Raw genomic sequence first — 26,309 nt, 5'->3', positions numbered from 1 at the left:
GTGATAGTCATGAAAAAACTTATTTTGTCGATTGTAAAGCCGATTGTTGATTATCCCGATGAGGTTCGGGTACGTGAAGTAGAAGAAGATCAGCGTATTACTTATCATCTTTCCGTTCATGAAAGAGATATAGGAAAAGTGATTGGAAGACATGGTAGAGTTGCAAAAGCAATAAGGACAGTAGTCTATGCCGCAGCAGGATTAAAACAACATAAGAAGGTTTACATGGAAATCGACGAATAGGGAGGCTTAAACACCTCCCTTTTTTGTTTATAAATACATAGACTCTTGGAATTTCGTGGGATACATCTGCTGAATTTCCTAAGACCTACTGGGAAATGAGTTTTATTGAAGATTTGGTATTCGTTTTTAAGATCTTTTGAATAAAAAAATAGGACAAATATGCATCACATATTTATTTTTTTAAAGGATGCACTTGCAAACAGGTTCTTTACCAAGGTGTGCGTGGTTGATTTCCGCTACAGTTGCTCGCTTTCCGCCTGGAACGGAAATCAACGGTGGCTATTTCTCACGTTGTATGTAGGCTTTTAACTCGTTCAATATAGAACCAATGAAAAGGGAAATAACCCCCTATAAAATAGAGGGAGAAATAAAAAACGGTACTAGAAAACTTTGTGCCGGCGGTGAATTCCGATAGTCTATTACATAAATAGGAGGATGGTAATCATGAGAATTCTCCAAACTGTTTCTGTTAAACAGGTTTTAACGGAAATGAGTAAGTATAAACTACTTAATAAATATAAAAATAATAAACAACAGCTGAAAAAAGAATGTGATCAGCTCCTCTTTGAGATGAAAAAGTTGGAAAGAACCCGCAAGTATACTTCCGGCGGGCTCAAGACGCAATTCGATAAAGAAATTGATATGCGCAAGGAAAAAATTAAGCTTATTGATTTTCAAATTGAACAGCTTGATATGCTGCCAATCGGAAGTGAACTTCACGATCAGGATATACAAGCAGTTATTGACGTTAAAATCGGAGATAATTGGGAAGAATTAACAAAGGGGAAGACAATTGTCATAAAAGATGGCATCATCACAGATATACGGGAGAGGTGAGACTATGAATTGGTTTAATGTAGGAAAAATCGTAAATACACACGGAATAAAGGGTGAAGTAAGGGTCATTTCTAAAACAGATTTTCCGGAGGAACGGTACTCCCCAGGAAGTCTACTTTATCTTTTTTTACCGAAATCCAAAGAGCCTATCAAACTAATTGTAAAAAGCCATCGTACACATAAAAACTTTGATTTACTGACGTTTGAAAACTATTCAAATATAAGTGATGTTGAAATGTGGAAAGAAGGCATATTAAAAGTTTCCGAAGAACAATTAAATGAATTGTCTGAGGGAGAATATTATTTCTATGAAATTATTGGCTGCACCGTCGTTACAGTGGATGATGAAGAAATTGGTATTGTGAAAGAAATTCTTACTCCTGGAGCAAACGATGTTTGGGTCGTTAAACATAAGGATGGCAAGGAATTTCTGATCCCCTATATTGATGATGTAGTCATTAACATTTCAACAGAAGATCAGAGAATAATTATTAATCCAATTGAAGGGTTATTAGAATAATGAAAATCGATATTTTAACATTATTCCCGGAGATGTTCTCAGGAGTGCTCGGTTCATCCATTTTGAAAAAAGCTGCAGAAAAAGAGGCAGTTTCTTATAATGTTGTCAATTTTCGGGAATTTTCAAATGATAAGCATAAAACCGTCGATGACTATCCATATGGCGGCGGAGCAGGAATGGTATTAAAGCCCCAACCAATCTTTGATGCAGTGGAATATTTGAAAAAAGATTTTAATACGGATCCGCGCATCGTTTTACTCTGCCCTCAAGGGGAAACGTATACTCAGAAAAAAGCAGAAGAATTAGCCAACGAGGAGCATTTAATTTTTATATGCGGCCATTATGAGGGATATGATGAGAGAATAAGGGAACACCTCGTTTCAGATGAAATATCGATTGGAGACTATGTTTTGACAGGCGGTGAGCTTGGCGCCATGGTTGTAATAGATTCAGTCGTACGTCTACTTCCAGGGGTGCTGGGAAATGACGATTCCCCTATTTATGATTCTTTTTCCTCGGGGTTATTAGAACATCCTCATTATACACGTCCAGCTGAGTTTAGAGGCATGAAAGTCCCAGAGGTTCTTCTATCTGGGAACCATAAGAAAATTAATGAATGGCGTGAAGCTGAATCACTAAAAAGAACAAAAACTAGACGCCCTGATTTACTGGAAAAATATTTGATTGAACAAAATAAAAAAGATAAAAATCTGGAGTAATCCTTTCGCTGTCTAGCTCCAGCGCCTATCGACTAGCAAACTTCCTGTCCTCTTCCCTACGATAAGTCAACATCAATTCGCCTTTCATGCTCATTGTGTTTCCTTTATCTCAGTACGAGGCCCTGAAGTTTGTACGTCGATGAGCAAGGCGTTTTTGCTTTTCTAATAAAGTTACAATTGCAATCAATATTTGTGTATGTTATTATAGTTTTTGTGGCTAAGGCTGATAAGCCTCTTTAAGCCTGTAACAACGTTGTTCCGCTGCATTGGGTTTGTTTGCAAGAGCATCGGTTGGAAGGAGATGAATACGATGCACAAAATTATTGAAGAAATCACAAAAGAACAACTTCGCAATGATCTTCCGGCATTCCGCCCTGGTGATACTGTACGTGTCCATGTTAAGGTAGTAGAGGGTACACGTGAAAGAATCCAGCTTTTCGAAGGATTAGTCATTAAGCGCCGCGGAGGCGGAATCAGTGAAACTTTCACTGTCCGCAAAATCTCTTATGGTGTTGGAGTTGAGCGTACATTCCCTGTACACACTCCAAGAATTGCGAAACTTGAAGTCGTGCGTCGCGGTAAAGTTCGCCGTGCGAAACTTTACTATCTACGTAAACTACGTGGAAAAGCAGCTCGTATCAAAGAAATTCGATAATTTATGTTTGAACGTTAAAAGGAGCTTAAATATAAGCTCCTTTTATTTATTTGAGGTAATTTTATATGAAAATGTTTATTTTTCCTATACAATAGTGTATACATAAATAAAAGCTGTATTGACCTTTATTGGATGGTGAAACGATGACTAAAGAAAAAAATGAACTATGGGAATGGACAAAGGCTTTACTTATCGCAATTGGCTTAGCAGCAGTTATTAGATATTTTCTTTTTGCGCCAATCGTAGTTGATGGATACTCAATGATGCCTACTCTACATAATGGGGATCGAATGATAGTAAATAAACTCGGAAAACCTGAGCGATTTGATATCATCGTATTCCACGCACCTGAACAAAAAGATTATATTAAAAGGGTAATCGGGTTACCGGGAGACACTGTTGAATATAGAGATGATACATTATATATAAATGGTAAACCTTATGCGGAACCATATTTGGATAGCTATAAGAGCCAGATCGTTGAAGGGCCATTAACGGAAGATTTCACATTGGAAGAAACGCCTGTTGGGCAAAAAACTGTTCCAAAAGGCGAATTATTTGTAATGGGCGATAATCGAAGGTCGAGTAAAGATAGTAGACATATTGGTTCTATTTCAATTAAAAAAGTAATTGGTGATACTAATATGGTATATTGGCCCTTTAAGGATATAAGATATGTTAAGTAGATAGTTGGAGGAAAAGATTCATGACAATTCAATGGTTTCCAGGACATATGGCAAAAGCTCGCAGGGAAATAACAGAAAAACTTAAATTAGTTGATATTATATTTGAACTGGTTGATGCTCGCATCCCTGAATCATCCTCAAATCCTATGCTAAAGGAAATCATTCAACAAAAACCACGACTTATTTTATTAAATAAAGCGGATATGGCAGATCGTACGATAACTAATAGATGGATTGACCATTATGCCGAGCAAGGTCAAACCGCCTTGTCCATCAATTCGCATGCCGGAATGGGTTTGAAGGAAATTGTGAAAAGTGCTGAGAGGCTTCTGCATGAAAAAATTGAGCGTCAAAAGGCAAAAGGATTAAAGCCAAGGGCTATAAGAGCAATGATTATTGGTATTCCGAATGTAGGCAAATCGACATTAATCAACCGATTGGCGAAACGAAATATTGCAAAAACGGGGAATACTCCAGGTGTTACAAGAGCTCAACAATGGATAAAAGTAGGTAAAGAGCTTGAGCTACTAGATACACCAGGAATATTATGGCCAAAATTTGAGGATCAAGAAACAGGATATAAGCTTGCCTTAACTGGCGCAATCAAGGATACTTTGCTAAATATGCAGGATATTGCCGTATTCGGTTTGACTTATTTGAAAAACTTTTATCCGGAACGAATGGTAGAACGTTATCAGTTAACCGATATTCCAGAAGAAATATCCGTATTATTTGATAAGATTGGTCAACTCAGAGGGTGTCTTACTTCCGGTGGAGCAGTAGATTATGACAAGACAGCTGAAATTGTTATAAGAGATCTTAGAATGCAAAAGCTTGGAAACATTACATTCGACTTTCCGGAAAGAAAAGCGTAAGCGCCTGTTTATCGACGTACAGGCCCGCAGGATGCGGTTCCGTCGACGAAGACATAAGGACGTGGCGGTTTTAGTCGATGTTCCTATTTCTGCCTAAGACTCGCGATAAAGGAACATCGACGAGGAACGAGTTAGTGAAATTGGCACTTCAAATTTCACCTGATGTTGACTACGCAAGCGAAAAGGACAAGAAGTTTGCTAGTCGATAGGCGATGAAGCTAGACAGAAAGAGAGCCAATATGAGATCCCGTTATGGGGTCTTACATTTTTTTTATGGGGTAATAAAATGAAAAAAACATCAATCCAAGAAATCAGAAAATTAATAGAACAAATTCAAGATGAACATGATCCATTCTTGATTCAACTAGCAAGTGATTCTAGAAAAGGCGTACAAGATTTACTTGAAAAGTGGCATCATAATAAGAAACAAGAACATGCAGATTATGAATATTATAGGCAAATGGAAGCATATGAAATTAACGCGAGGAAGCAAGGATTTACATTCATAGCTGGCATTGATGAAGTTGGACGGGGTCCACTTGCAGGTCCAGTAGTATCAGCTGCTGTAATACTGAATGAAAATTCGTATATACGAGGACTTAACGATTCCAAAAAATTGACAGAGAAAAAACGTGAGGAATTATACACTCAAATTATGGATGCAGCAGTTGCTGTGGGCATTGGTGTTATTTCGGCTGAGGAAATTGATGAGATAAATATATATGAAGCTACTAAAAAATCAATGTTGGCCGCGGTCCAAAATTTAAGTGTTCAGCCGGATTATTTATTAATAGATGCAATGAAAATAAATAGTATCTATCCTGAAACCTCAATTGTAAAAGGGGATGCCAAAAGTGTGTCGATTGCAGCAGCGTCAGTTATAGCTAAGGTGACGCGTGATCGCATCATGAAGGATTATCATAATAAATATCCCGAGTACGGTTTTCATTTACATATGGGCTATGGAACTAAACTTCATCTTGCTGCACTTAATGAACACGGACCATGTTCAATACATAGAAATACATTTGCTCCAATAAAAACATTGTCTGATTTGAGGTGACATTTTGATGGTCATGCAAGCAGTCATGAGGGGTTTGCTTCAAAATCAAGAAACAAATTCTAGAAGCACCCTTCAATTTCGATCTGGGCAGATTTTTTTTGGAACTGTTCAAAGACTGTTTCCTAATCAATATGCAGAAATTAATCTAGGAGCCCATAAAGTAATAGCAAAGCTTGAAGTGCCACTATCCAGTGGAAAAGGGTACTGGCTTCAAGTCAACTCAAATGAGGGCGCTCCCAAATTAAAACTGCTTAATCCATCTTCCCATTATGGTATAGCTGAAAAAGAATTTTCAGCTAGTCTATTGCAACAATTAGGTCTACAAAATGGAAAAATAAACCAATCGTTAATCAGACATATTAAAGACGATTCTTTTTTCTTAACGAAGGAAGAGATGATTCGTGCTAGTCAGCTTCTAAATCAATCAGATAATCTGGAAGAAGGACTGCAAATCATAAAACTAATGTCTCAAAAAAATTTGCCTTTTAATGAAGGGATCTTTAAGTCGTTGTTAGCTGCTGGAAGTAATGAATCTACAACCGAGTTAGTGAAAGCTTTACAGGCAACTTTGCTTGCAGATAAAAATCTGAGTGATACAGGAAAAGATATATTAAGACTGTTGCAATCATTGGATTCTGATGATACTGAGCTATTATTAAATAGACGTGAAGATGTATTAAGCCTCTTAAAACAATCGATAAAAAGAACAGGTATTTTTTATGAAAATAGGATGCTTGACCGTGAGTTTAGTAATGAATTAATAAAAGATTCGATAAAACCGTTGTTAGTGGCGTATTTACAAGAATTTTCACAATCACCTAAAAGTGAAGCGAAAAACATTGTAGAACAATTATTATTTAGAATGAATGGTTTTCAATTATTATCTTCAGAAAACGGCCCGATTCATCATCTATTATTTGAAATTCCAATTAAACTAGGGGTTTATCAATCTGAAATCGTTATGCAATGGTCTGGGAAACGAACAGAAAATGGAAAAATCAATTCTGATTTTTGTCGCATTATTTTTTATTTAGATTTAGAGCATTTGAAATAGACCATGGTTGATATGCAAGTACAAAACCGAATCGTTACTGTAACGATTTTAAATTCAAGTGATGAATTACAAAAACTTTCTGTAGATCTGCTGCCTACCGTTGCGTCTGGATTAAAAGAAATGGGCTATCATTTATCATCTCTACAATTTAAATTACCGGAGGACTCCAAGAAACAAGATGCAAATAAACATTATTATCATTCTAATCAATCCTATACTGGAGTGGATATTAGGATATGAAAAATAATAGAAGGGATAGTTCAATTAAAGAGGCAGTGGCACTCCACTATCAGAGTGATTTGCATGAGGCGCCTAGTGTTATTGCAAAGGGAAAAGGGATGATAGCGGATAATATTATGGCGAAGGGGAAAGAACATAATATACCCGTTCAACAGGATTCCACACTTGTAGAGTTATTGGGTCAATTAAATATTAACGAAACAATTCCGGAAGATTTATATAATGCTGTTGCAGAAATATTTGCCTTTATATATAAATTAGATAAAAGCAAAGGAAAAGAACGGCAATAATATTGGACAACCGATAAGCGTTTTAATACAATATATAAGGCAATCTATTTTTGACAGAGTGATTGGAGGATGAAAAATGAATATCCACGAATATCAAGGTAAAGAAATCCTCAGAAAATATGGGGTTACTGTACCTAATGGAAAAGTAGCTTTCACCGTTGAAGAGGCAGTTGAAGCGGCGAAAGAACTTGGTTCAGATGTATGCGTTGTAAAAGCTCAAATACATGCAGGTGGACGCGGTAAAGCTGGTGGTGTAAAAGTAGCTAAAAACTTGGAAGAAGTGCGTACATATGCCGATGAAATTTTAGGGAAAACACTTGTGACCCATCAAACGGGACCGGCCGGTAAAGAAGTTAAGCGCCTTTTGATTGAAGAAGGCTGCGATATTAAAAAAGAATATTATGTAGGTCTAGTTGTTGACCGTGCAACTGATCGCGTTGTATTAATGGCTTCTGAAGAAGGCGGTACTGAAATTGAAGAAGTAGCAGAAAAAACACCCGAAAAAATCTTTTATGAAGTAGTAGATCCGGTTGTCGGGTTAACAGGGTTCCAAGCACGCAGAATCGCTTTTAATATTAACATTCCAAAAGAACTTGTCGGTAAGGCTGCGAAATTTATGCTTAGTCTATACCGCGCATTTGTAGATAATGATTGCTCAATTGCAGAAATCAATCCTTTAGTTGTTACAGGTGATGGAAATGTTATGGCTCTTGACGCTAAATTAAATTTTGATGCAAATGCTTTATTTAAACATAAGGATATTGTTGAATATCGCGACCTCGATGAAGAAGATGAAAAAGAAATCGAGGCGTCTAAATATGACCTAAGTTATATTTCACTTGATGGAAATATCGGCTGTATGGTTAATGGTGCGGGTCTTGCAATGGCTACTATGGACATCATTAAATATTATGGCGGAGATCCGGCAAACTTCCTTGATGTTGGGGGCGGTGCAACAGCAGAGAAGGTAACGGAAGCTTTTAAAATAATCCTTTCTGATCAGAATGTAAAAGGAATTTTCGTCAATATTTTCGGTGGAATAATGAAATGCGACGTTATTGCAACTGGTGTTGTTGAAGCTGCTAAACAAGTCGGTCTTGAGGTGCCACTTGTTGTAAGATTAGAAGGTACAAATGTCGATTTAGGCAAGAAAATATTAAATGAATCTGATATAAACATCATTGCTGCAGAATCAATGGCAGACGGTGCTCAAAAAATTGTTAAATTAGTAGGATAAAACGTCTCCACGAAAGAAACAGAAAGGTAGGGAAAATAATGAGTGTTTTTGTCAATAAAGATACGAAAGTAATCGTGCAAGGAATTACAGGATCTACCGCTCTTTTCCATACGAAGCAAATGCTTGAATACGGCACAAAAATCGTTGGCGGCGTAACACCAGGCAAAGGTGGAACTGAAGTAGAAGGAGTTCCTGTATTTAATACAGTAGAGGAAGCAGTTAAAGCTACTGGAGCAAATGCTTCTGTCATTTATGTTCCTGCGCCTTTTGCAGCAGATGCGATTTTAGAAGCTGTAGATGCTGAACTAGATCTTGTTATTTGTATTACAGAGCATATCCCTGTTCTTGATATGGTAAATGTAAAACGTTATATGGAAGGCAAGAAAACGCGTCTAGTTGGTCCTAATTGCCCTGGAGTTATTACTCCCGATGAATGTAAAATTGGCATTATGCCAGGATATATTCATACGAAAGGCCATGTTGGAGTTGTGTCCCGTTCCGGAACATTAACGTATGAAGCTGTTCACCAACTAACTCAAGCTGGAGTCGGCCAATCTACTGCGGTTGGAATAGGCGGAGACCCAGTCAACGGCACAAACTTTATCGATACGTTGAAAGCATTTAACGACGATCCTGAAACAGAAGCTGTTATCATGATTGGTGAAATTGGCGGTACGGCTGAAGAAGAGGCTGCAAGATGGGTAAAAGCTAATATGACGAAGCCGGTTGTTGGGTTTATCGGTGGACGCACAGCTCCTCCAGGAAAACGCATGGGACATGCTGGAGCCATCATTTCTGGTGGTAAAGGGACAGCGGATGAAAAAATTCGTGTTATGAATGAGTGTGGTATTCAAGTTGCAGATACACCATCTGTGATTGGAGAAACGCTAATTAAAGTGATTAAAGAAAAAGGCCTTTACGAAAAATGTAAAACACACTAAAATATTATCCACAAAAATAGCCTCTCCTAAAAGAGGGGCTATTTTACAAAAAAATAAAGGGGTTTGGTTAATATCTTTAATGAAAAACTATTTCACCTCGTTCACTCCAAGTATGTAACGAATGCGTCGATAAGAAACCTTCTTAAACATGATCCTCAATTAAGCCATCTTTACAACATGCCCACACATAAACTACAACAAATTTTTAAAATGAATTCTAACAAAATGGAAAAGTTCAAAAATGAATTCCTTTCCATCGATGTGCATAAACTTATTAAACTATATGACTCAAAAAACATAACCTATATTACTTTAAATGATCCCGAATATCCTAAATCTTTAAAGGAGATTCATGACCCGCCACTTGTATTATTTTTAATCGGAGACAAATCATTATTATCAAAGCATGCCATTGCAGTTGTTGGGGCGAGAGCCGCTAATCATTATGCACATACAGCATTGGATTTTATTTTACCAGAATTAATTAAGAATAACATTGTCATAATAAGTGGTCTTGCAAAAGGTACGGATACGTACGCCCATGAAAAAACGCTTGAATATGGAGGTAAAACGATTGCTGTTCTTGGGGGAGGATTCTTTCATTTATATCCTTCTGAAAATAAAGCGCTTGCATCAAAAATAGCAAAAAATCATTTACTATTATCTGAGTATCCCCCTATAATCAAACCTGAAAGATGGCATTTTCCGATGAGAAATCGTATTATAAGTGGGCTTTCAAAAGGAACTGTTGTCGTCCAGGCAAAAAAGAAAAGCGGTTCGTTAATTACAGCTGATATGGCACTTGAAGCAGGCAGAGAAGTTTTTGCCTTGCCGGGTCCAATCGACGATTCACTATCTGAGGGAACGAATCATCTCATTCAGCAAGGCGCTAAGCTAATTGTTTCAGGAAAGGATATTTTGGAGGAATTATATTTAGATTAAACATATAATTGTAGTTTAAAAAATAAAAAGCTTGCAATTACTTATATTGTAGGATAGATTTTTCATAAACATTTTATTGACAAATTACAAAGATCATTTGTCAGCTTGAGCGACTATCGACTAGCAAACTTCTTGACCTTCTCTTTTGAGTAAGTCAACATCAGGTGAAATTTGAAATGCCAATTTCACTTGCTCGTCCCTCGCTGTGTTTCGTTTAGCTTAGTCGAAGGCCAATAAAGGAACGTCGACTAAAAGCTGCCACGTCCTTATGTCTTCGTCGACGGACCCACATCCTATGGGCCTGTACGTCGATGGGCAAGGCGCTTACGCTTTTCGATTTGACAAATTGATCTTTCCCATATAGTATTTACTCTGATTTATAGGGAGGTTTATGCATGTCGGATTACTTAGTAATTGTGGAATCGCCGGCAAAGGCGAAAACGATAGAGCGTTATCTTGGAAAAAAATATAAAGTAAAAGCGTCCATGGGGCATATAAGAGATCTTCCAAGAAGCCAAATGGGTGTTAATGTAGAGGATAATTACGAACCAAAATATATAACTATTAGAGGAAAAGGTCCAGTTCTGAAAGATTTGAAAACCGCGGCTAAAAAAGCAAAAAAAGTATTTCTAGCGGCTGACCCTGACAGAGAAGGTGAGGCAATTGCCTGGCATTTAGCGCATAGCTTGGATGTGGACATATCATCTGATTGCCGTGTCGTATTTAATGAAATTACAAAAGATGCGATCAAGGAGTCATTTAAACATCCTCGCCCAATTAATATGGACCTAGTCGATGCTCAACAGGCGAGAAGGATTTTGGATAGGCTAGTAGGATATAATATAAGCCCTCTACTTTGGAAAAAAGTAAAAAAGGGACTCAGTGCTGGGAGGGTACAGTCAGTAGCCGTCCGATTAATAATAGATAGGGAAAATGAAATTAAAAAATTTATTCCTGAAGAATATTGGTCAATAGTAGGAAATTTTAAAAAAGATAAAGAAAGTTTTCAAGCAGCTTTTTACGGATTAAACAATAAAAAGACTAAGCTTAATACTAAAGATGACGTCGACGCCATAATGAATACGTTAAATGGAGACATGTATGTAATAGAATCTGTTGAAAAAAAGGAGCGCAGGAGGAATCCAGCTTTACCTTTTACGACTTCATCCTTACAGCAAGAAGCAGCAAGAAAATTAAATTTTCGTGCTAAAAAGACGATGATGCTAGCGCAGCAATTATATGAAGGAATAGCGATTGGGAAAGAAGGTACGGTCGGTTTAATCACATATATGAGGACCGATTCTACGAGAGTTTCCGAAATCGCTCAGAAGGAAACAGCCGAATATATAGAAGCTCAATATGGGAAGAGCTTTCTAAAATATGAAAATCAAAAAGATAAAAAACAAACGAATGCCCAGGATGCCCACGAAGCGATTAGGCCTACAAGTACTTTAAGGGACCCTAATTCCGTAAAAGCATACTTAAGCAGGGATCAGCATCGCCTATATAAATTAATATGGGATCGCTTTGTTGCTAGCCAAATGGCTCCGGCAGTCATGGATACAATGGCTGTTACATTAAAAAATGGGGAAGTTTACTTCCGTGCTAATGGCTCAAAAATTAAGTTTCAAGGCTTTATGAAAGTGTATGTTGAAGGATCTGATGATCAACAAGAAGAGAAAGAAAACATGCTTCCGGATTTAGCTGTCGGAGATATAGTTAAAGCAGAAAAATTAGATCCGAAACAACATTTTACCCAGCCGCCTCCGCGATATACAGAAGCTAGATTAGTTAAAACTTTGGAGGAATTAGGAATTGGAAGACCTTCAACATATGCTCCTACACTTGATACAATTCAAAAACGTGGTTATGTCGCGCTGGATAATAAACGATTTATTCCTACTGAGCTAGGAGAGATTGTTCTTGATTTAATTATGGAGTTTTTCCCTGAAGTAATTGATGTAGAGTTTACTGCTAAAATGGAAAATGAGTTAGATGAAGTTGAAGATGGTAACATTCAGTGGGTTTCAATCATTGATGAATTTTATAAAGGCTTTGAGATAAATTTAAAAAAAGCTGAAATAGAAATGCAAGAAGTGGAAATAAAAGATGAGTATGCAGGCGAGGATTGTGAAAATTGCGGAAATCCAATGGTTATAAAAATGGGACGTTTCGGCAAATTTATGGCCTGTAGCAACTTCCCGGATTGCCGCAACACGAAGCCAATTGTAAAGCAAATTGGTGTAAAATGTCCTAAGTGTAAAGAAGGAAATATCATTGAGAGAAAAAGCAAAAAGAAAAGGATTTTTTACGGATGCGACCGCTACCCATCTTGTGATTTTGTGTCATGGGATAAACCGCTTGAGCGACCATGTCCTAAGTGCAGCGGTGCTTTAGTTGAGAAGAAACTAAAAAAAGGGATTCAAGTCCAATGTATGGAATGTGACTATAAAGAGAAACCCGTCCAATAGTTAAACGTAAAAGCTATCTCCTGATATTAGGGAATGGCTTTTTGTATTTTGTTCTAAAAAATTTTCTTTATGTGGCGAATGGTGTAAAATGCAATAAGGATGTGTTTAGCTTGAAAATTCGGTTTAAAGAGATTCTTTAAATATGGTATTTTTTGAGAACAATTCGAAACTTTGTGAAAAATGTGTAACATTCATTGCATAGAGGGTTAAATTGTGTTAATATTTAGTAGCCTTTGAGAGGTGAAGCGATGATTAAGTTTTCAGATGAATCAGTTTACTTGTTTATTGAATACTTGCAAATTGAACGCAATTATTCTGAGTACACAATCGACTTTTATAAAAAGGACATTGAGCAATTTACTTTGTTCATGAATGCACAAGGTATAAGGTCGTTTTCTGATGTTGAGTATTTTGATGCCCGACTTTATGTAACAGAACTTTATAATCAAAAATTAGCACGGGCAAGTGCATCTAGAAAAATTTCTAGTCTTAGAAGCTTATATAAGTTTCTTTTGAGAGAAGAATTGGTAAAGGAAAATCCTTTTTCTTTAATTATTCAACCTAAAGCTGGGATAAAGATTCCAAGTTTTTTCTATGAAGAAGAAATCAATATACTTTTCGAAGCGTGCATGGAATCAACACCCTTAGGCAAAAGAAATCTTGCATTGCTTGAATTGCTGTATGCTACAGGTATAAGGGTTAGTGAATGTGCAAATATTCAACTTAAAGACCTTGATTTTGATTTTTCGACCATCCTTGTAAAAGGAAAGGGCCGAAAAGAACGATATGTTCCTTTCGGGAGTTTCGCATTTGACGCATTACAAACATACATACACGATGGGGCAAGAAATGAATTAATACGTGGCCTAGAAGATCATCAGTATTTATTCGTCAATTCACGGGGTGGACCGCTTACTGCAAGAGGAATCCGACATATCTTGAAAAAGGTGATAGAATCTGCTTCCTTAACTGGAAAGATTCACCCGCATATGATTCGCCATTCCTTTGCAACTCACTTGCTTAACAATGGGGCGGATATGAGAACCGTCCAAGAACTATTAGGTCATGCCCATTTATCGTCCACTCAAGTGTATACACATGTAACGAAAGAGCATTTGCGAAAGACGTATATGAATCATCATCCTAGAGCATAAGCAAAGTTAAGGGAGGAAAAGGAAATGAACCAATTTCATGCCACAACCATATTTGCTGTCCAGCATAATGGAAAATGCGCAATGGCTGGAGACGGTCAAGTAACATTTGGCAATGCAGTAGTGATGAAACATACAGCAAGAAAGGTCCGTAAGCTTTTTAATGGGAAAGTCTTAGCTGGTTTTGCTGGTTCTGTGGCGGATGCCTTCACTTTATTTGAAAAATTTGAGAGTAAGCTGCAAGAATATAATGGGAACTTACAACGTGCTGCTGTTGAGCTGGCAAAAGAGTGGAGAAGTGATAAAGTATTGCGAAAACTCGAAGCCATGCTCATTGTAATGGATAATGAGAATCTTTTACTCGTATCTGGAACAGGAGAAGTTATTGAACCTGATGATGGAATTCTTGCCATAGGTTCAGGTGGTCACTATGCATTAGCGGCGGGCAGAGCCTTGAAAAATTATGGAGCCGATCACTTGACGGCAAAAGAAATGGCGCAAGCCGCTTTAGAAATTGCAGCAGATATTTGTGTGTATACGAATAGAAATATTATTGTGGAAGAACTGTAATACAAAAACTTATTACATCGCTTTTAAAGGAGGGTACGGCTTGGCAGCTGAAAAAAAAGGGTTTAACATGACCCCTAGAGAAATCGTTGAAAAGCTAGACCAATACATCATTGGTCAGAAAGATGCGAAAAGGGCTGTTGCGGTTGCACTTAGAAACCGATATCGAAGAGGATTATTAAGTCCTGAAATGAGAGACGAAATCATTCCGAAAAATATTTTGATGATCGGTCCTACAGGCGTGGGTAAAACAGAAATTGCCCGACGTATGGCAAGGCTTGTGGGTGCACCTTTTATTAAAGTAGAAGCAACTAAGTTTACTGAAGTAGGTTATGTCGGCCGTGATGTTGAATCGATGGTTCGCGATTTAATGGAGACCTCGATTAGAATCGTTAAAGAGGAAAAAGTAGAAGAGGTAAAAGATCAAGCAGAGAAGCAAGCAAATCATCGGTTAGTGGAATTGCTCGTGCCTGCTAGGAAAAAAGCAGAAGGATTTAAAAACCCGTTTGAAATGATATTCGGGGGCGGGCAGCAAGAACCAGAGGATGCTATGGAAAAACAAGAGGAAATGAGCATCCGTGAAAAAAGAAAGATCATCGCTCAAAAATTAGCAAACGGTGAACTGGAAAACGAGATGGTGCAAGTGGAAGTGGAAGAACAACAGCCATCTATGTTTGATATGCTGCAAGGCTCCGGTATGGAACAAATGGGTATGAATATGCAAGATGCACTAAGCAATCTCATGCCGAAGAAAAAGAAAAAAAGAACATTGCCGGTTAAAGATGCACGCATTGTTTTAACAAATGATGAAGCACAAAAATTAATTGATATGGATGAAGTTTCTCAAACTGCCATCAGTAAAGCTGAACAAACAGGGATTATTTTTATTGATGAAATTGATAAAATTGCAAGCAAAGGAAACTCTGCTTCTAATGCCGATGTTTCACGAGAAGGGGTCCAACGTGACATTTTACCCATTGTAGAAGGTTCAACCGTTGTGACGAAATATGGGCCGGTTAAAACAGATTACATTTTGTTTATTGGAGCGGGAGCCTTCCACATTTCCAAGCCATCTGATTTAATCCCCGAGCTGCAAGGCCGTTTTCCAATTCGTGTAGAACTCGGAAAGCTCTCTGTCGAAGATTTTGTGAGTATTCTTACAGAGCCCGATAATGCATTAATTAAACAATATATTGCATTACTGGAAACAGAAGGTATACAAATCGAATTTTCTGACGATGCTATTTACAGGCTGGCTGAGATTGCATTTAATGTTAATCAAGAAACAGATAATATCGGTGCTAGGCGCCTCCATACCATTATGGAGAAACTTCTTGAAGATTTATCTTTTGAGGCACCTGATGTTGCAATGGGAACAATTAAAATTACGAAACATTATGTAGATGAAAAGCTGGCTGTCATTTCCAAAGATAAGGACCTAAGTCAGTTTATCCTCTAAAAGTTTTATGAAAGATTCGTACGGGAATGCTATGAATAATGGCTATTTACGCATCAGTGACTTTAATATAAAAAAGGTAGTATTTATTTTAGGAGGAGAATCAATTGGAATTATTATCTAGAACAAGAACAATTAATGCTATGTTGCAAAAAGCGGCAGGGAAACCTGTGAATTTTAAAGAGATGTCTGAAACACTTAGTGCAGTTATAAGAGCGAACATTTTTGTATTAAGCCGTAGAGGAAAACTATTGGGATATGCAATCAATCAAACGATTGAAAACGAAAGAATGAAAAAGATGCTTGAAGACAGACAATTCCCTGAAGAATATACAAAAAGCTTATTCAATATCGTTGAAACCTCATCTAATCTGGATGTTGAAAGTGAATATACTGCTTTTCCTGTTGAAAATAAGGATCTCTTTGGAAGTGGTTTAACAACAATCGTACCGATTATCGGTGGAGGAGAACGTCTTGGTACGTTAATCCTTGCCCGTTTGGAAGAAGAGTTTCAGGATGATGATTTAATCTTAGCTGAATATGGCGCGACTGTTGTAGGAATGGAGATATTACGAGAAAAATCAGAGGAAATTGAAGAAGAAGCAAGAAGTAAAGCTGTCGTTCAAATGGCAATCAGTTCATTGTCGTACAGTGAACTAGAAGCAATCGAACATATTTTTGAAGAGCTAAATGGTAATGAAGGATTACTCGTTGCATCAAAAATAGCTGATCGAGTAGGCATTACACGTTCAGTCATTGTAAATGCATTAAGGAAACTTGAAAGTGCTGGTGTAATTGAATCTCGTTCATTAGGAATGAAGGGAACGTATATTAAAGTATTAAATTCCAAATTCCTTAAAGAATTAGAAAAAATTAAATCAAATTAATTTGTATATTACAAAAAAGTTACTAGATAATAAAATCTAGTAGCTTTTTTTTTGAGTCTAAAGAACCATTTTGTCTAAATTTGGCGGATTTCCTGTTAAAAGTGTAGTGCCAAGTATAGACGTAATATGACAAAAACATTACAATATAGTTGGTGTTGTAACAGAAGACATTTAGAGAAAAATAGAAAGTGGTGTCGAAATTGGAATTATTTTCTGGTAATTTTCAAACACTTGAAAAAGCCTTAAATTATTCGTCACTTAAGCATAAAACAATTGCTCAAAATATCGCAAATGTAGATGTCCCTAACTATAAATCTAAAGCTGTAAGTTTCAAGGAAGTTATGGCGGGTGCATCCCACCAAATTGAAGCAAATAGAAGCGATCCTCGCCACTTCCAATTTACAATTGGGAATGGGAATCCGCAGATTTATACGAAAAAGAATACTGAATATAACCATAATGGAAATAACGTAGATATTGACAATGAAATGTCTGACTTGGCTGCTAATCAGATTTATTATCAAGCTTTAATAGAAAGATTGAATGGGAAATTTTCTACCCTGCAAAATGTAATAAAAGGAGGAAGATGACTTTGTCTATGTTTCAAAGTATTGGAATCACGTCTTCCGCGCTTACTGCGGGGCGTTTACGGATGGATGTTATATCCTCGAATATGGCAAATGTTGATACAACGCGAGGCAAACTCGTGGATGGAGTGTGGCAGCCTTACACTAGGAAAATGGTAGTGATGCAGCCAAAGGAATCTTCATTTTCAGCGGTATTAAATAATGCGATGCATAGCGATGTGAAAAACAATTTAAATGGTGTAAAAGTTACGAAGATTGTAGAGGACGATTCACCTTATCGTTTAGTATACGATCCCGAACATCCAGATGCGAGTGGAGATGGGTATGTTCAAATGCCAAATGTGGATCCCCTTAAAGAAATGGTGGATTTAATGAGCGCAACTCGTTCTTACGAAGCAAACGTAACAGTGTTTAATGCATCAAAATCAATGTATATGAAGGCATTAGAACTCGGAAAGTAAATTTAGGAGGCAGAATACATAATGCCAATCAATAATGTTAATTTGACAAATCTTCAACTTAATCCCGTGAAAAGTAGCTTTAAACATGAAGATATTTCTGTGCAAAATAGTACAAGTTTTAAAGATTTATTAAAAACGGCCATTCATGAGGTTAACAACGCCCAAGTACAGTCTGATATGGCTACAGAAAAATTAGCACGTGGAGAAAATATTGAGTTGCATGAAGTGATGATCACTGCTCAAAAAGCATCAATCACAATGCAAGCAGCAATTGAAATAAGGAATAAGGCTGTAGAAGCATATCAAGAAATGATGAGAATGCAAGTTTAAATATAGGGCTTATAGTGATTGCCTTTTTAGATTTGCTTGATGGTAAGGGGCTTATAAATGAAAGAGACATTAATAAAGAAAATAGCTAGTTTAAAAGAATACTGGACAAACAGAACTGGTAATCAAAAATTCATCATACTTGGTTCTATTCTTACTGCCCTTATTTTAGTGGCTGGCATCTTCTATTTTGCCTCTAAGACCACATTAGTCCCATTGTATACTAATTTAAAACCTTCGGAGACTGGCTCAATTAAGGAAAGTCTTGATGCAAAAGGAATTAAATCTGAAATTGTAGATGGTGGATCAACGATAAAGGTTCCTGAGGAACAAGTTGATACATTATTAGTAGAACTGGCTGCAGAAGGGATCCCTAAATCAGGAAATATTGATTATTCCTTTTTTGGCCAGAATGCCGGTTTCGGTATGACAGACAATGAATTTAATGTACTAAAACTAGACGCAACCCAAACAGAGCTAGCTGAACTTATTAAAAGTATAGATGGAATCGATCAGGCTAAAGTGATGATAACCCTTCCTGAAAAAGGGGTCTTTGTAAGTGAATCAAATGAACAGGCATCCGCTTCGATCATTTTGCAAACAAAGTTAGGCCATGAATTCAGTGAAAAGCAAATCAAATCACTCTACCATTTAGTTTCAAAAAGTATTCCCAATTTACCTGTTGATAATATTGTCATTCGGAATCAATTTCTCGAGTATTTCGATTTAAATAATGAACAGTCTGCTGATAATGGATATACACAGCAAATGCAAATAAAAAGTCAGATTGAAAGAGATATACAGCGTCAAGTTCAAAATATGCTTGGTACATTAATGGGTTTTGATAAAGTCGTCACATCCGTAACAGCTGATATTGACTTTACCCAAGAAAACAGGGAAGAAAACCTTGTAACACCTGTTGATGAGGAAAATATGCGTGGGATTGCCATCAGTGCACATCGCATTACGGAGACGTTTACGGGTAATGGAGATCAGGCAGGTGGACCACCTGTAGATCAAACTGATACAAATACTGGATATGAAGGTATTACCGACTCAAACGGTGACTACGAAAAAACAGAAGAAACAATCAATAATGAAATTAATCGAATTCGAAAAGAAATAGTAGAAAGTCCTTACAAAATCCGGGACCTTGGTATTCAAGTAATGGTAGAACCGCCTAATCCGGAAGACACCAATTCATTTCCTGAAGATAGGAAACAAGATATTCGGGAACTATTATCCACCATTGTCAGGACATCCATCGATAAGAATACTGGGACTGATATTTCTGACGATGCCATTCAAAATAAAGTTGTAGTATCTGTTCAGCCATTTAAAGGAAAAGTAGACATTCAGGACATGCCGTCTCAAAAACTACCTTGGTACATTTATGTAGTAGGTGGGATTTTACTCGTAGTAATTGGGGTTTTACTATTCTTGATGTTACGGGCTAGAAGAAATGAAGTAGAAGAAGATGAAGGATTCGAAGAGATGATCGACGAACCGATTGAAATTCCCGATTTAAATGAAGAAGTTTTGACAGAAGCTGGATTGCGCAAGAAACAGCTTGAAAAATTAGCGAAGGAAAAGCCAGACGAGTTCGCTAAACTTTTGCGTACATGGTTAGCAGAGGATTAGGAGGAGTTACGATTGTCTAGAAAAGGATTGACTGGAAAGCAGAAGGCAGCCATTCTTTTAATTTCGCTTGGACCCGATGTTGCATCATCTGTGTATAAGCATTTGACAGAAGAAGAAATGGAAAAATTAACATTGGAAATTTCAAGTGTCAGAAAAGTAGACTCCTCCGCAAAAGAAGATGTGATGGACGAGTTCCATAATATCGCCATTGCTCAAGACTATATTACCCAAGGCGGAATTGGCTACGCAAAGACGGTTTTAGAAAAAGCACTTGGACCTGATCAAGCAATGACGATCATTAATCGGCTTACTTCATCCTTACAAGTTCGACCATTTGATTTTGCAAGAAAAGCAGATGCTGGTCAGATTTTAAACTTTATACAAAATGAACATCCGCAAACAATTGCACTTATTTTATCTTATTTAGATCCTGAAAAAGCTGGCCAAATTTTATCAGAGCTGCCTCAGGATAAGCAAACAGATATTGCTAAAAGGATTGCAGTGATGGATCGTACCTCGCCTGAAGTCATCAGTGAGATTGAGAGCATACTTGAACGGAAGTTATCAGCTACAGTCACACAAGACTATACTCAAACTGGCGGAATTGAAGCAGTTGTTGATGTGTTAAATGGAGTCGATCGTGCAACGGAAAAAACAATTTTAGATGCGTTAGAAATTGAGGATCCTGGACTGGCAGAAGAAATTAAAAAGCGAATGTTCGTATTTGAGGATATCGTCACACTTGATAGTAGGTCAATCCAGCGGATTATTCGGGAATGTGATAATGAGGACTTATTGCTTTCACTAAAAATATCTAGTGATGAAGTAAAAGAAGTTATTTATCGTAATATGTCTACGCGTATGGTTGAAACGTTAAAAGAAGAAATGGAATTTATGGGGCCAGTCAGATTAAGGGATGTAGAGGAAGCACAAACAAAAATTGTTAGTATTATACGAAGACTAGAGGAGTTAGGTGAGATCATCATTGCCCGTGGTGGAGGAGATGATATCATTGTCTAGGCTTATAAAACATGTTTTTACATCACAGGAAAAAGATTTAAAGGTAATTAAGGTTAAAAGTATTCAAATTCCAAACCAAGAGGATGAAGAATCTTTAAGTGAATCATTGTTTATCGCTGAAAGGGAAGAAATCCTACGTGATGCAAAAATAGAAGCCAAAAAACTTCTTGATGACGCAAAGTTGAAAGCTAATCAAATATTGGAGCAAGTTGAAGTGCGGCGATCTGAATGGGAATGTGAAGAACAGAGACTGATTCACGAAGCAAATGAAAAAGGACTGCAAATAGGGATAGATGAGGGTAAGCAAATTGGTTTAGCTGAATATGAAAGCTTAATCGAAAAAGCAAAGTTGATTGTTGATTCATCGAAGGAAGCTTTTCAAAGCCATCTCGAAAGTTCCGAAGCGACGATTGTTGAAATTGCCATGCAATCCGCAGAACGAATTATTCATACATGCTTAACAGAGCAGCAGGAGAGATTTCTTCCTCTTGTTAAAAAGGCCCTTAAAGAGGCTAAGGATTTTAAAGAAGTTCAGATTCATGTACACCCGTTGCAATATGAACTTTTAATTTCGGAAAAGAATGAACTGGATGCTATTTTTCCACATGGGATACAATGTTTTATTTATCCAGACGAAGATTTGGAAGAATACTCATGTTTTATAGAATCAGAGAATGGCAGAATTGATGCGAGCGTATCAAGCCAGCTTATAGAGTTAAAAAAGACCTTGATGGAACTACTTAAGGACGATGATTAATGGAAGCAAAAGAACTCATTCCATATATAAAAAACCTTCCGACTTTCAAACGTTATGGGCGTGTTAGCAGGGTTGTAGGGCTAATGATTGAATCCCAAGGACCTGAAAGTTCCATCGGCGATGTATGTTTGATCCATATTGGCGGGAAAGCGAAAAAAAGAAAAATAATGGCGGAGGTAGTTGGTTTTAAGGAGCAGCATATCATACTGATGCCATATACAAATATACAAGAAATTTCTCCAGGGAGTCTCGTTGAAGCAACGTCAAAACCACTGCAAATTAAAGTTGGCCAAGAATTAATAGGACGAGTGGTTGATTCCTTAGGAAACCCTATGGATGAATTTCAAATGCCAATCCGGATGAAAACAATACCGACTGATCGAACTCCGCCAAATCCATTAAGCAGGCCTCCTGTCTCAGAGAAATTGGAAGTAGGAGTTAAATCAATAGATAGTCTCCTTACAATCGGAAAAGGGCAGAGAATGGGGATTTTTGCCGGTAGTGGAGTTGGGAAAAGTACGCTGCTTGGAATGATTGCAAGGAATACGACCGCCGATATTAATGTAATTGCACTTATAGGTGAACGAGGCAGGGAAGTAAGGGAGTTTATCGAACGGGACCTTGGTCCCGAAGGTATGAAAAAGACAATAATCGTAGCAGCGACCTCTGATATGCCGGCACTTATGAGAATAAAGGGAGCCTTTACAGCAACAGCAATAGCTGAATATTTTCGTGATAAAGGTAATGATGTCATGTTTATGATGGATTCTGTCACGAGGGTAGCGATGGGCCAGAGGGAGGTTGGACTGGCAGTCGGTGAACCTCCCGCGACAAAAGGATATACCCCTTCAGTATTTTCTATTTTACCTCGACTTTTGGAACGGACAGGAACGAATGAACATGGTTCTATTACGGCATTTTACACTGTTTTAGTGGATGGCGATGATATGAATGAACCAATTGCTGATGCAGTTCGAGGTATTTTAGATGGACATATTGTTTTAGATCGTGAATTAGCGAATAAAGGTCAATATCCCGCAATCAATGTATTGAAAAGTGTAAGTCGACTTATGAATCATTTAGCAAGTATTGATCATCGTCATGCAGCAGAAAAACTAAGGGACTTATTAAGCATATATTCTACCTCGGAAGATTTAATCAATATTGGAGCATATAAACGTGGTGCATCGAGAGAAATAGATGAAGCAATTTCGGCATATCCAAATATCATTTCCTTCCTTAAACAGGAAACAGATGAAAAATTTACAATTCAACAAAGTATAGATTCTATGATTGACCTGATGAAGATAGGTGAAATGAATTGAGATACGAGTATAAATTTCAAAAAATCTTAAATCTTAAAGAACGTGAAAAGGATGAAGCATTGTCCTTATACCAAGATTCTGTCAAGAAATTTGAAGTGGTGGCGGAACAGCTTTTTGATTTATTAAAGAAAAAGGAAAATCTAGAACAACATCAGCTTCGTGAACTTTCGAGCGGCCTCTCTATTCATAAAATCCGCCATCATCAACAATTTATAAGTAATTTGGAAAAAACGATTAGCCATGTGCAAAGACTTGTGATGAATGCACGTAACACAATGAATTGGTATGAGGAAAGACTGAAAGAAAGTAATATTGAAGTGAAAAAATATGAAAAGCTGAAAGAAAAAACGTATCAATATTACTTGCAAATGATTGAAAAGACAGAAAATATGCACCTTGATGAATATTCATCTGTACAATATTTTCATCGAGGCGGAAATTAGGTGAAAAAGTGGAAAAAACCTTCAAAAATCAAAATATGGAAAAAGAGCCGGGAATGTTTCATCGGTTTATCTTTTGGTTTTTAATTCCGCTTCTATTCGCTCTCTTTTTAGGTTTGCTGATTGCTTCGGTAGCTGGGGTAAATATATTCCAAAAAGCAAAAGAAATCAGTGAAAAAGTTCCTGTTATTGCAAATATGATTGATGATAAGGAAAAATTTAATGCACTTGAATACGATGAAAAAATCATCAGTTTAGATGCTGAAATACTAAATAAAAATGCACAAATCGATCAACTAAAATCACAGCTTGAAAAGTATGATTTTGACAAAGAACGTTTTTTGCTTGAAAAGGAAAGACTTGAAAAAACGATAGAGGAATTGAGGCTAATACAGGACGAAAATAAACGTGCTTTTAAAGAAATCATTTCAACCTATGAGGCGATGACGCCAAAAAGTGCAGCGCCGATTATTTTAGAAATGAGTGATGATGAAGCTGTAAAAGTTTTATCTAATATTAGTACCGAATCACTAGCCAAGATTATGGAAAAAATGCCACCTGATAGAGCAGCAAAATATTTAGAAAAGCTTTCAGCCAAAGCTGAGTAATGCATCCACACTTGAGAGGGGGTGATAAATTTGAAAATTGGTGGATTTGAATCAACTTTATTACAAGGCACAAATATGTATACTAGCCCAGAGTCTAATAATACAAGTTTTCAAATGATTTTAGGAGCAACATTAGCTAACGATGGACAACTCCTTTCTGAGACTAATTCCGCTCCAGAAATGGGATCAATAATGGAGGTAATTGATACATTAATAGGATCCTCCGAAATTGAAGAAACAGTTGAGAATTGGGCTGAAAATGTTCAAGAAATATTTGATTGGCTTAAAGAGAACGTGGATCCTATTCATTTGCCAGAATCAATAAAGCTGGGAGAACAACTTCCTGAGGAATTTTTAGCGGCTTCTGTTTTATTATTCCAAGTTATTACAGGAATAAATAATGAAGAATTAAAAAGCTTACCTTCGAACAAAATGTCTTCCTTTATAAAATCGGTTAAAGTGTTTCTGTTTACAAGTCATGTCGTCAACCTTCGAGAAATGCAACAGGTTGAAGAGCTGGAAGACTCCATGGAATATTTATTAAAAAGGCTGCAGGATATGGCTAAAGATACAAAATATCAAAATATAAGAAATTCATTAGATAACGCGTTTTTTAAAGGAAAAGAAGGTATTGATTTCAGAACCGATAGTAATAGCTCTAAAATTATGGTACCAAGTCATTTGTCGAATTCGAATCCAGTTATTCGAAACGAATCCTTTATTTTGAATGTTAGTGAATCAGTAAACAAAGAAACTGTGATGCGTGGGTTAATTAGGGAATTTTCCAATATTCTAGCCAGGTCCAGTCTTACACAAGGGATAAATACAACGAAATTATTAATTAGACTACACCCGGAAGAATTAGGGTCATTAAGAGTAGAGCTTTTGCAAAAAGATGGGCAATTAACAGCTCGAATTTTAGCATCTACACAAAAAGCAAAGGAAATGCTAGATTTTCAACTTAATAGTTTAAGACAAGCTTTTACACAGCAAAATATTTCAGTTGATCGAATAGAGGTTACATACAATCAAGGTGACATAAATAGGTATACAAATCAAGATAGCCGCGGAAATGGACAGCAGCATCAACAACAAAATCAAGATCATGGTCAATCCCAAAATGAAACCAATGATAACTTCAAAGATGCTTTAAGTGATATTTTATTTGAAACGGAGGTGTAAGGATAAGATGTCAATTTCAATCGACTCAGATTTGTTGTATTCGTCTGTTCAGAAAAGGGAAGCTAAAGCAGGCAATGATATTTTAGGAAAAGATGATTTTCTTAAACTATTAATGGTTCAACTGCAAAACCAAGATCCTATGAATCCAATGCAGGACAAAGAATTTATTGCGCAAATGGCAACCTTTTCCTCATTGGAACAAATGACGAATATGGGCAAATCTATTGAAAAGTTAGTTCAGTTTGAGTCACAGTCTAGTTTAATTGCTCTGAGTCAATTTGTTGGTAAAGAAGTAACATGGCATAAAATCAATGATGAATCTGATACTGCTGAACAAAGTTTTGCCAACGGAAAAGGAATTGTAAGTTCGGTTCAATTTGTTGCTGATACTGTAAAGTTCACTTTGGAAGATGGAACAGAATTAACTCCTGCTAACATCTCTCAAGTTAATAACATTGCAGCTGAAACACCTCTTATTTATGCAACATCCATGATTGGAAAAAATATTACATGGATGGAGGATGAAGAAGAGCATAGTGGAAAGGTTCAATCAGTTTCAATGAAGAATAACATCGTGTTTCTTCATACGGAAGATGGGAAATCAATTAAAACAAATGAGGTAATAAAAATAAGCTAGTGAAGGAAGTTATTCAAATGAAAAATCATATGATTCACAAGCTTCCTGTCCAGCCAATTGCAATAAATACTAAGGCTAAATCCAACAAAACCGAAAAATCGAATCAACATTCATTTTCCCAAGTGTTGGGACAAGCAACTGCAAAACAGTCTTCACTAACGATAAGTAAACATGCAGAGTTAAGAATGAGCCAACGTAATATTTCCTTAGAGCCTCATACTTGGGAAGAAATTGGCGTGAAAGTGAATGAAGCGAAAAAACAAGGTGTTAAGGATTCACTTGTTTTGTTAAAAAATGCTGCATTAATCATAAGTGCGAAAAATAATACAGTTGTTACAGTAATGGACAGGCAGGAAGCGGGAAGTCATATCTTTACGAATATAGATGGAACCATTGTTCTAGATTAAGACAATAATAAACGATATCAGCTGGACCTTAACGGAGGCTGAGAACCGCTGACTGACAGAGGCGGTTCAGAAGGGAGATCATT

31 protein-coding genes are annotated in these 26,309 nt (G+C 36.9%); all 31 read left to right on the top strand.

The window, feature by feature from the left end; translation table 11 throughout:
- Positions 1 to 9 precede the first annotated feature (9 nt).
- The 31 genes from NQ185_RS03635 (at position 10) to NQ185_RS03485 (ending at position 26,226) form a co-directional block, all read left to right on the top strand.
- Positions 10 to 243, top strand: coding sequence for a KH domain-containing protein (locus NQ185_RS03635; RefSeq protein WP_257580191.1), 234 nt, complete (start codon positions 10 to 12; stop codon positions 241 to 243).
- A 444-nt stretch (positions 244 to 687) separates the two neighbouring features.
- Positions 688 to 1,080, top strand: coding sequence for a YlqD family protein (locus tag NQ185_RS03630; protein WP_257580190.1), 393 nt, complete (start codon positions 688 to 690; stop codon positions 1,078 to 1,080).
- Between the two features lie 4 nt (positions 1,081 to 1,084).
- Positions 1,085 to 1,600: a ribosome maturation factor RimM gene (gene rimM, locus NQ185_RS03625; protein ID WP_257580189.1), complete on the top strand. Its 516-nt coding sequence runs from the start codon at positions 1,085 to 1,087 to the stop codon at positions 1,598 to 1,600.
- Entirely contained in the window at positions 1,600 to 2,319 is a 720-nt protein-coding gene (gene trmD / locus NQ185_RS03620; protein WP_257580187.1) for a tRNA (guanosine(37)-N1)-methyltransferase TrmD, read from the top strand. The genes rimM and trmD overlap by 1 nt, the downstream gene beginning before the upstream one ends.
- A 310-nt stretch (positions 2,320 to 2,629) precedes the next feature.
- Positions 2,630 to 2,974 (top strand): 50S ribosomal protein L19, encoded by a 345-nt coding sequence (gene rplS, locus NQ185_RS03615; RefSeq protein WP_213123191.1) that lies wholly within the window; start codon positions 2,630 to 2,632, stop codon positions 2,972 to 2,974.
- A gap of 143 nt (positions 2,975 to 3,117) precedes the next feature.
- Positions 3,118 to 3,660 (top strand): signal peptidase I, encoded by a 543-nt coding sequence (lepB, locus tag NQ185_RS03610; protein WP_257580186.1) that lies wholly within the window; start codon positions 3,118 to 3,120, stop codon positions 3,658 to 3,660.
- 20 nt (positions 3,661 to 3,680) lie between these two features.
- A complete protein-coding gene (ylqF, locus tag NQ185_RS03605; RefSeq protein ID WP_257580185.1) occupies positions 3,681 to 4,535 on the top strand; it encodes a ribosome biogenesis GTPase YlqF in 855 nt (284 codons plus the stop codon).
- Positions 4,536 to 4,821: 286 nt separating this feature from the next.
- The gene (gene rnhB, locus NQ185_RS03600; RefSeq protein WP_257580184.1) at positions 4,822 to 5,598 is read left to right on the top strand and encodes a ribonuclease HII; all 777 of its coding nucleotides are present in this window, start codon (positions 4,822 to 4,824) and stop codon (positions 5,596 to 5,598) included.
- 7 nt (positions 5,599 to 5,605) lie between these two features.
- Complete coding sequence (locus tag NQ185_RS03595) at positions 5,606 to 6,652, top strand: TP0910 N-terminal domain-containing protein (protein ID WP_257580183.1); 1,047 nt, start codon at positions 5,606 to 5,608, stop codon at positions 6,650 to 6,652.
- Positions 6,653 to 6,655: 3 nt separating this feature from the next.
- A complete protein-coding gene (locus NQ185_RS03590; RefSeq protein ID WP_257580182.1) occupies positions 6,656 to 6,892 on the top strand; it encodes a hypothetical protein in 237 nt (78 codons plus the stop codon).
- The gene (locus tag NQ185_RS03585) at positions 6,889 to 7,182 is read left to right on the top strand and encodes an EscU/YscU/HrcU family type III secretion system export apparatus switch protein (protein ID WP_257580181.1); all 294 of its coding nucleotides are present in this window, start codon (positions 6,889 to 6,891) and stop codon (positions 7,180 to 7,182) included. The genes NQ185_RS03590 and NQ185_RS03585 overlap by 4 nt, the downstream gene beginning before the upstream one ends.
- Before the next feature lie 76 nt (positions 7,183 to 7,258).
- Positions 7,259 to 8,419, top strand: coding sequence for an ADP-forming succinate--CoA ligase subunit beta (gene sucC, locus NQ185_RS03580; RefSeq protein ID WP_257580180.1), 1,161 nt, complete (start codon positions 7,259 to 7,261; stop codon positions 8,417 to 8,419).
- A gap of 38 nt (positions 8,420 to 8,457) precedes the next feature.
- Positions 8,458 to 9,360 carry a succinate--CoA ligase subunit alpha gene (sucD, locus tag NQ185_RS03575; protein WP_257580179.1) on the top strand — a complete coding sequence of 301 codons (903 nt, stop codon included), beginning with the start codon at positions 8,458 to 8,460 and terminating at the stop codon, positions 9,358 to 9,360.
- 225 nt (positions 9,361 to 9,585) lie between these two features.
- The gene (dprA, locus tag NQ185_RS03570; protein WP_257580178.1) at positions 9,586 to 10,302 is read left to right on the top strand and encodes a DNA-processing protein DprA; all 717 of its coding nucleotides are present in this window, start codon (positions 9,586 to 9,588) and stop codon (positions 10,300 to 10,302) included.
- 395 nt (positions 10,303 to 10,697) lie between these two features.
- Positions 10,698 to 12,773, top strand: coding sequence for a type I DNA topoisomerase (topA, locus tag NQ185_RS03565; protein ID WP_257580177.1), 2,076 nt, complete (start codon positions 10,698 to 10,700; stop codon positions 12,771 to 12,773).
- A gap of 248 nt (positions 12,774 to 13,021) precedes the next feature.
- The gene (xerC, locus tag NQ185_RS03560) at positions 13,022 to 13,927 is read left to right on the top strand and encodes a tyrosine recombinase XerC (protein WP_257580176.1); all 906 of its coding nucleotides are present in this window, start codon (positions 13,022 to 13,024) and stop codon (positions 13,925 to 13,927) included.
- A 24-nt stretch (positions 13,928 to 13,951) separates the two neighbouring features.
- Complete coding sequence (gene hslV / locus NQ185_RS03555) at positions 13,952 to 14,494, top strand: ATP-dependent protease subunit HslV (RefSeq protein WP_257580175.1); 543 nt, start codon at positions 13,952 to 13,954, stop codon at positions 14,492 to 14,494.
- Positions 14,495 to 14,561: 67 nt separating this feature from the next.
- The gene (gene hslU / locus NQ185_RS03550; protein WP_257580598.1) at positions 14,562 to 15,950 is read left to right on the top strand and encodes an ATP-dependent protease ATPase subunit HslU; all 1,389 of its coding nucleotides are present in this window, start codon (positions 14,562 to 14,564) and stop codon (positions 15,948 to 15,950) included.
- Between the two features lie 104 nt (positions 15,951 to 16,054).
- Entirely contained in the window at positions 16,055 to 16,834 is a 780-nt protein-coding gene (codY, locus tag NQ185_RS03545; RefSeq protein WP_257580174.1) for a GTP-sensing pleiotropic transcriptional regulator CodY, read from the top strand.
- 200 nt (positions 16,835 to 17,034) lie between these two features.
- Positions 17,035 to 17,424: a flagellar basal body rod protein FlgB gene (gene flgB, locus NQ185_RS03540; RefSeq protein ID WP_257580173.1), complete on the top strand. Its 390-nt coding sequence runs from the start codon at positions 17,035 to 17,037 to the stop codon at positions 17,422 to 17,424.
- Between the two features lie 8 nt (positions 17,425 to 17,432).
- Positions 17,433 to 17,882 carry a flagellar basal body rod protein FlgC gene (flgC, locus tag NQ185_RS03535; RefSeq protein WP_257580597.1) on the top strand — a complete coding sequence of 150 codons (450 nt, stop codon included), beginning with the start codon at positions 17,433 to 17,435 and terminating at the stop codon, positions 17,880 to 17,882.
- A gap of 21 nt (positions 17,883 to 17,903) precedes the next feature.
- Positions 17,904 to 18,212, top strand: a complete 309-nt coding sequence (gene fliE, locus NQ185_RS03530; RefSeq protein ID WP_257580172.1) for a flagellar hook-basal body complex protein FliE — start codon at positions 17,904 to 17,906, stop codon at positions 18,210 to 18,212.
- Between the two features lie 57 nt (positions 18,213 to 18,269).
- Positions 18,270 to 19,850 carry a flagellar basal-body MS-ring/collar protein FliF gene (gene fliF / locus NQ185_RS03525; RefSeq protein ID WP_257580171.1) on the top strand — a complete coding sequence of 527 codons (1,581 nt, stop codon included), beginning with the start codon at positions 18,270 to 18,272 and terminating at the stop codon, positions 19,848 to 19,850.
- Positions 19,851 to 19,862: 12 nt separating this feature from the next.
- Positions 19,863 to 20,870, top strand: coding sequence for a flagellar motor switch protein FliG (gene fliG, locus NQ185_RS03520; RefSeq protein ID WP_257580170.1), 1,008 nt, complete (start codon positions 19,863 to 19,865; stop codon positions 20,868 to 20,870).
- The gene (fliH, locus tag NQ185_RS03515) at positions 20,863 to 21,627 is read left to right on the top strand and encodes a flagellar assembly protein FliH (protein WP_257580169.1); all 765 of its coding nucleotides are present in this window, start codon (positions 20,863 to 20,865) and stop codon (positions 21,625 to 21,627) included. Before fliG ends, fliH begins: the two co-directional genes overlap by 8 nt.
- The gene (fliI, locus tag NQ185_RS03510; RefSeq protein WP_257580168.1) at positions 21,627 to 22,952 is read left to right on the top strand and encodes a flagellar protein export ATPase FliI; all 1,326 of its coding nucleotides are present in this window, start codon (positions 21,627 to 21,629) and stop codon (positions 22,950 to 22,952) included. Before fliH ends, fliI begins: the two co-directional genes overlap by 1 nt.
- On the top strand, positions 22,949 to 23,395 hold the full coding sequence (gene fliJ / locus NQ185_RS03505) for a flagellar export protein FliJ (protein WP_257580167.1): 447 nt from the start codon (positions 22,949 to 22,951) through the stop codon (positions 23,393 to 23,395). The genes fliI and fliJ overlap by 4 nt, the downstream gene beginning before the upstream one ends.
- Positions 23,396 to 23,403: 8 nt before the next feature.
- The gene (locus NQ185_RS03500; RefSeq protein WP_257580166.1) at positions 23,404 to 24,000 is read left to right on the top strand and encodes a MotE family protein; all 597 of its coding nucleotides are present in this window, start codon (positions 23,404 to 23,406) and stop codon (positions 23,998 to 24,000) included.
- A 30-nt stretch (positions 24,001 to 24,030) separates the two neighbouring features.
- Entirely contained in the window at positions 24,031 to 25,182 is a 1,152-nt protein-coding gene (locus tag NQ185_RS03495; RefSeq protein WP_257580165.1) for a flagellar hook-length control protein FliK, read from the top strand.
- A gap of 7 nt (positions 25,183 to 25,189) precedes the next feature.
- Positions 25,190 to 25,819, top strand: coding sequence for a flagellar hook assembly protein FlgD (flgD, locus tag NQ185_RS03490; protein ID WP_257580164.1), 630 nt, complete (start codon positions 25,190 to 25,192; stop codon positions 25,817 to 25,819).
- A gap of 17 nt (positions 25,820 to 25,836) precedes the next feature.
- On the top strand, positions 25,837 to 26,226 hold the full coding sequence (locus tag NQ185_RS03485) for a TIGR02530 family flagellar biosynthesis protein (RefSeq protein WP_257580163.1): 390 nt from the start codon (positions 25,837 to 25,839) through the stop codon (positions 26,224 to 26,226).
- The last annotated feature ends 83 nt before the right edge of the window (positions 26,227 to 26,309 follow it).

Source organism: Lederbergia panacisoli (assembly GCF_024626525.1).
GTDB classification, from domain to species: Bacteria; Bacillota; Bacilli; order Bacillales; family Bacillaceae_C; genus Lederbergia; species Lederbergia panacisoli.
This window is presented reverse-complemented; position numbering and strand designations above follow the sequence as displayed.

Coding starts and splice junctions, on each gene's coding strand:
- NQ185_RS03635 (WP_257580191.1), top strand. CDS start 10: ATGAAAAAACTTATTTTGTCGATTGTAAAGCCGATTGTTGATTATCCC.
- NQ185_RS03630 (WP_257580190.1), top strand. CDS start 688: ATGAGAATTCTCCAAACTGTTTCTGTTAAACAGGTTTTAACGGAAATG.
- rimM (WP_257580189.1), top strand. CDS start 1,085: ATGAATTGGTTTAATGTAGGAAAAATCGTAAATACACACGGAATAAAG.
- trmD (WP_257580187.1), top strand. CDS start 1,600: ATGAAAATCGATATTTTAACATTATTCCCGGAGATGTTCTCAGGAGTG.
- rplS (WP_213123191.1), top strand. CDS start 2,630: ATGCACAAAATTATTGAAGAAATCACAAAAGAACAACTTCGCAATGAT.
- lepB (WP_257580186.1), top strand. CDS start 3,118: ATGACTAAAGAAAAAAATGAACTATGGGAATGGACAAAGGCTTTACTT.
- ylqF (WP_257580185.1), top strand. CDS start 3,681: ATGACAATTCAATGGTTTCCAGGACATATGGCAAAAGCTCGCAGGGAA.
- rnhB (WP_257580184.1), top strand. CDS start 4,822: ATGAAAAAAACATCAATCCAAGAAATCAGAAAATTAATAGAACAAATT.
- NQ185_RS03595 (WP_257580183.1), top strand. CDS start 5,606: ATGGTCATGCAAGCAGTCATGAGGGGTTTGCTTCAAAATCAAGAAACA.
- NQ185_RS03590 (WP_257580182.1), top strand. CDS start 6,656: ATGGTTGATATGCAAGTACAAAACCGAATCGTTACTGTAACGATTTTA.
- NQ185_RS03585 (WP_257580181.1), top strand. CDS start 6,889: ATGAAAAATAATAGAAGGGATAGTTCAATTAAAGAGGCAGTGGCACTC.
- sucC (WP_257580180.1), top strand. CDS start 7,259: ATGAATATCCACGAATATCAAGGTAAAGAAATCCTCAGAAAATATGGG.
- sucD (WP_257580179.1), top strand. CDS start 8,458: ATGAGTGTTTTTGTCAATAAAGATACGAAAGTAATCGTGCAAGGAATT.
- dprA (WP_257580178.1), top strand. CDS start 9,586: ATGGAAAAGTTCAAAAATGAATTCCTTTCCATCGATGTGCATAAACTT.
- topA (WP_257580177.1), top strand. CDS start 10,698: ATGTCGGATTACTTAGTAATTGTGGAATCGCCGGCAAAGGCGAAAACG.
- xerC (WP_257580176.1), top strand. CDS start 13,022: ATGATTAAGTTTTCAGATGAATCAGTTTACTTGTTTATTGAATACTTG.
- hslV (WP_257580175.1), top strand. CDS start 13,952: ATGAACCAATTTCATGCCACAACCATATTTGCTGTCCAGCATAATGGA.
- hslU (WP_257580598.1), top strand. CDS start 14,562: ATGACCCCTAGAGAAATCGTTGAAAAGCTAGACCAATACATCATTGGT.
- flgC (WP_257580597.1), top strand. CDS start 17,433: ATGTTTCAAAGTATTGGAATCACGTCTTCCGCGCTTACTGCGGGGCGT.
- fliE (WP_257580172.1), top strand. CDS start 17,904: ATGCCAATCAATAATGTTAATTTGACAAATCTTCAACTTAATCCCGTG.
- fliF (WP_257580171.1), top strand. CDS start 18,270: ATGAAAGAGACATTAATAAAGAAAATAGCTAGTTTAAAAGAATACTGG.
- fliI (WP_257580168.1), top strand. CDS start 21,627: ATGGAAGCAAAAGAACTCATTCCATATATAAAAAACCTTCCGACTTTC.
- flgD (WP_257580164.1), top strand. CDS start 25,190: ATGTCAATTTCAATCGACTCAGATTTGTTGTATTCGTCTGTTCAGAAA.
- NQ185_RS03485 (WP_257580163.1), top strand. CDS start 25,837: ATGAAAAATCATATGATTCACAAGCTTCCTGTCCAGCCAATTGCAATA.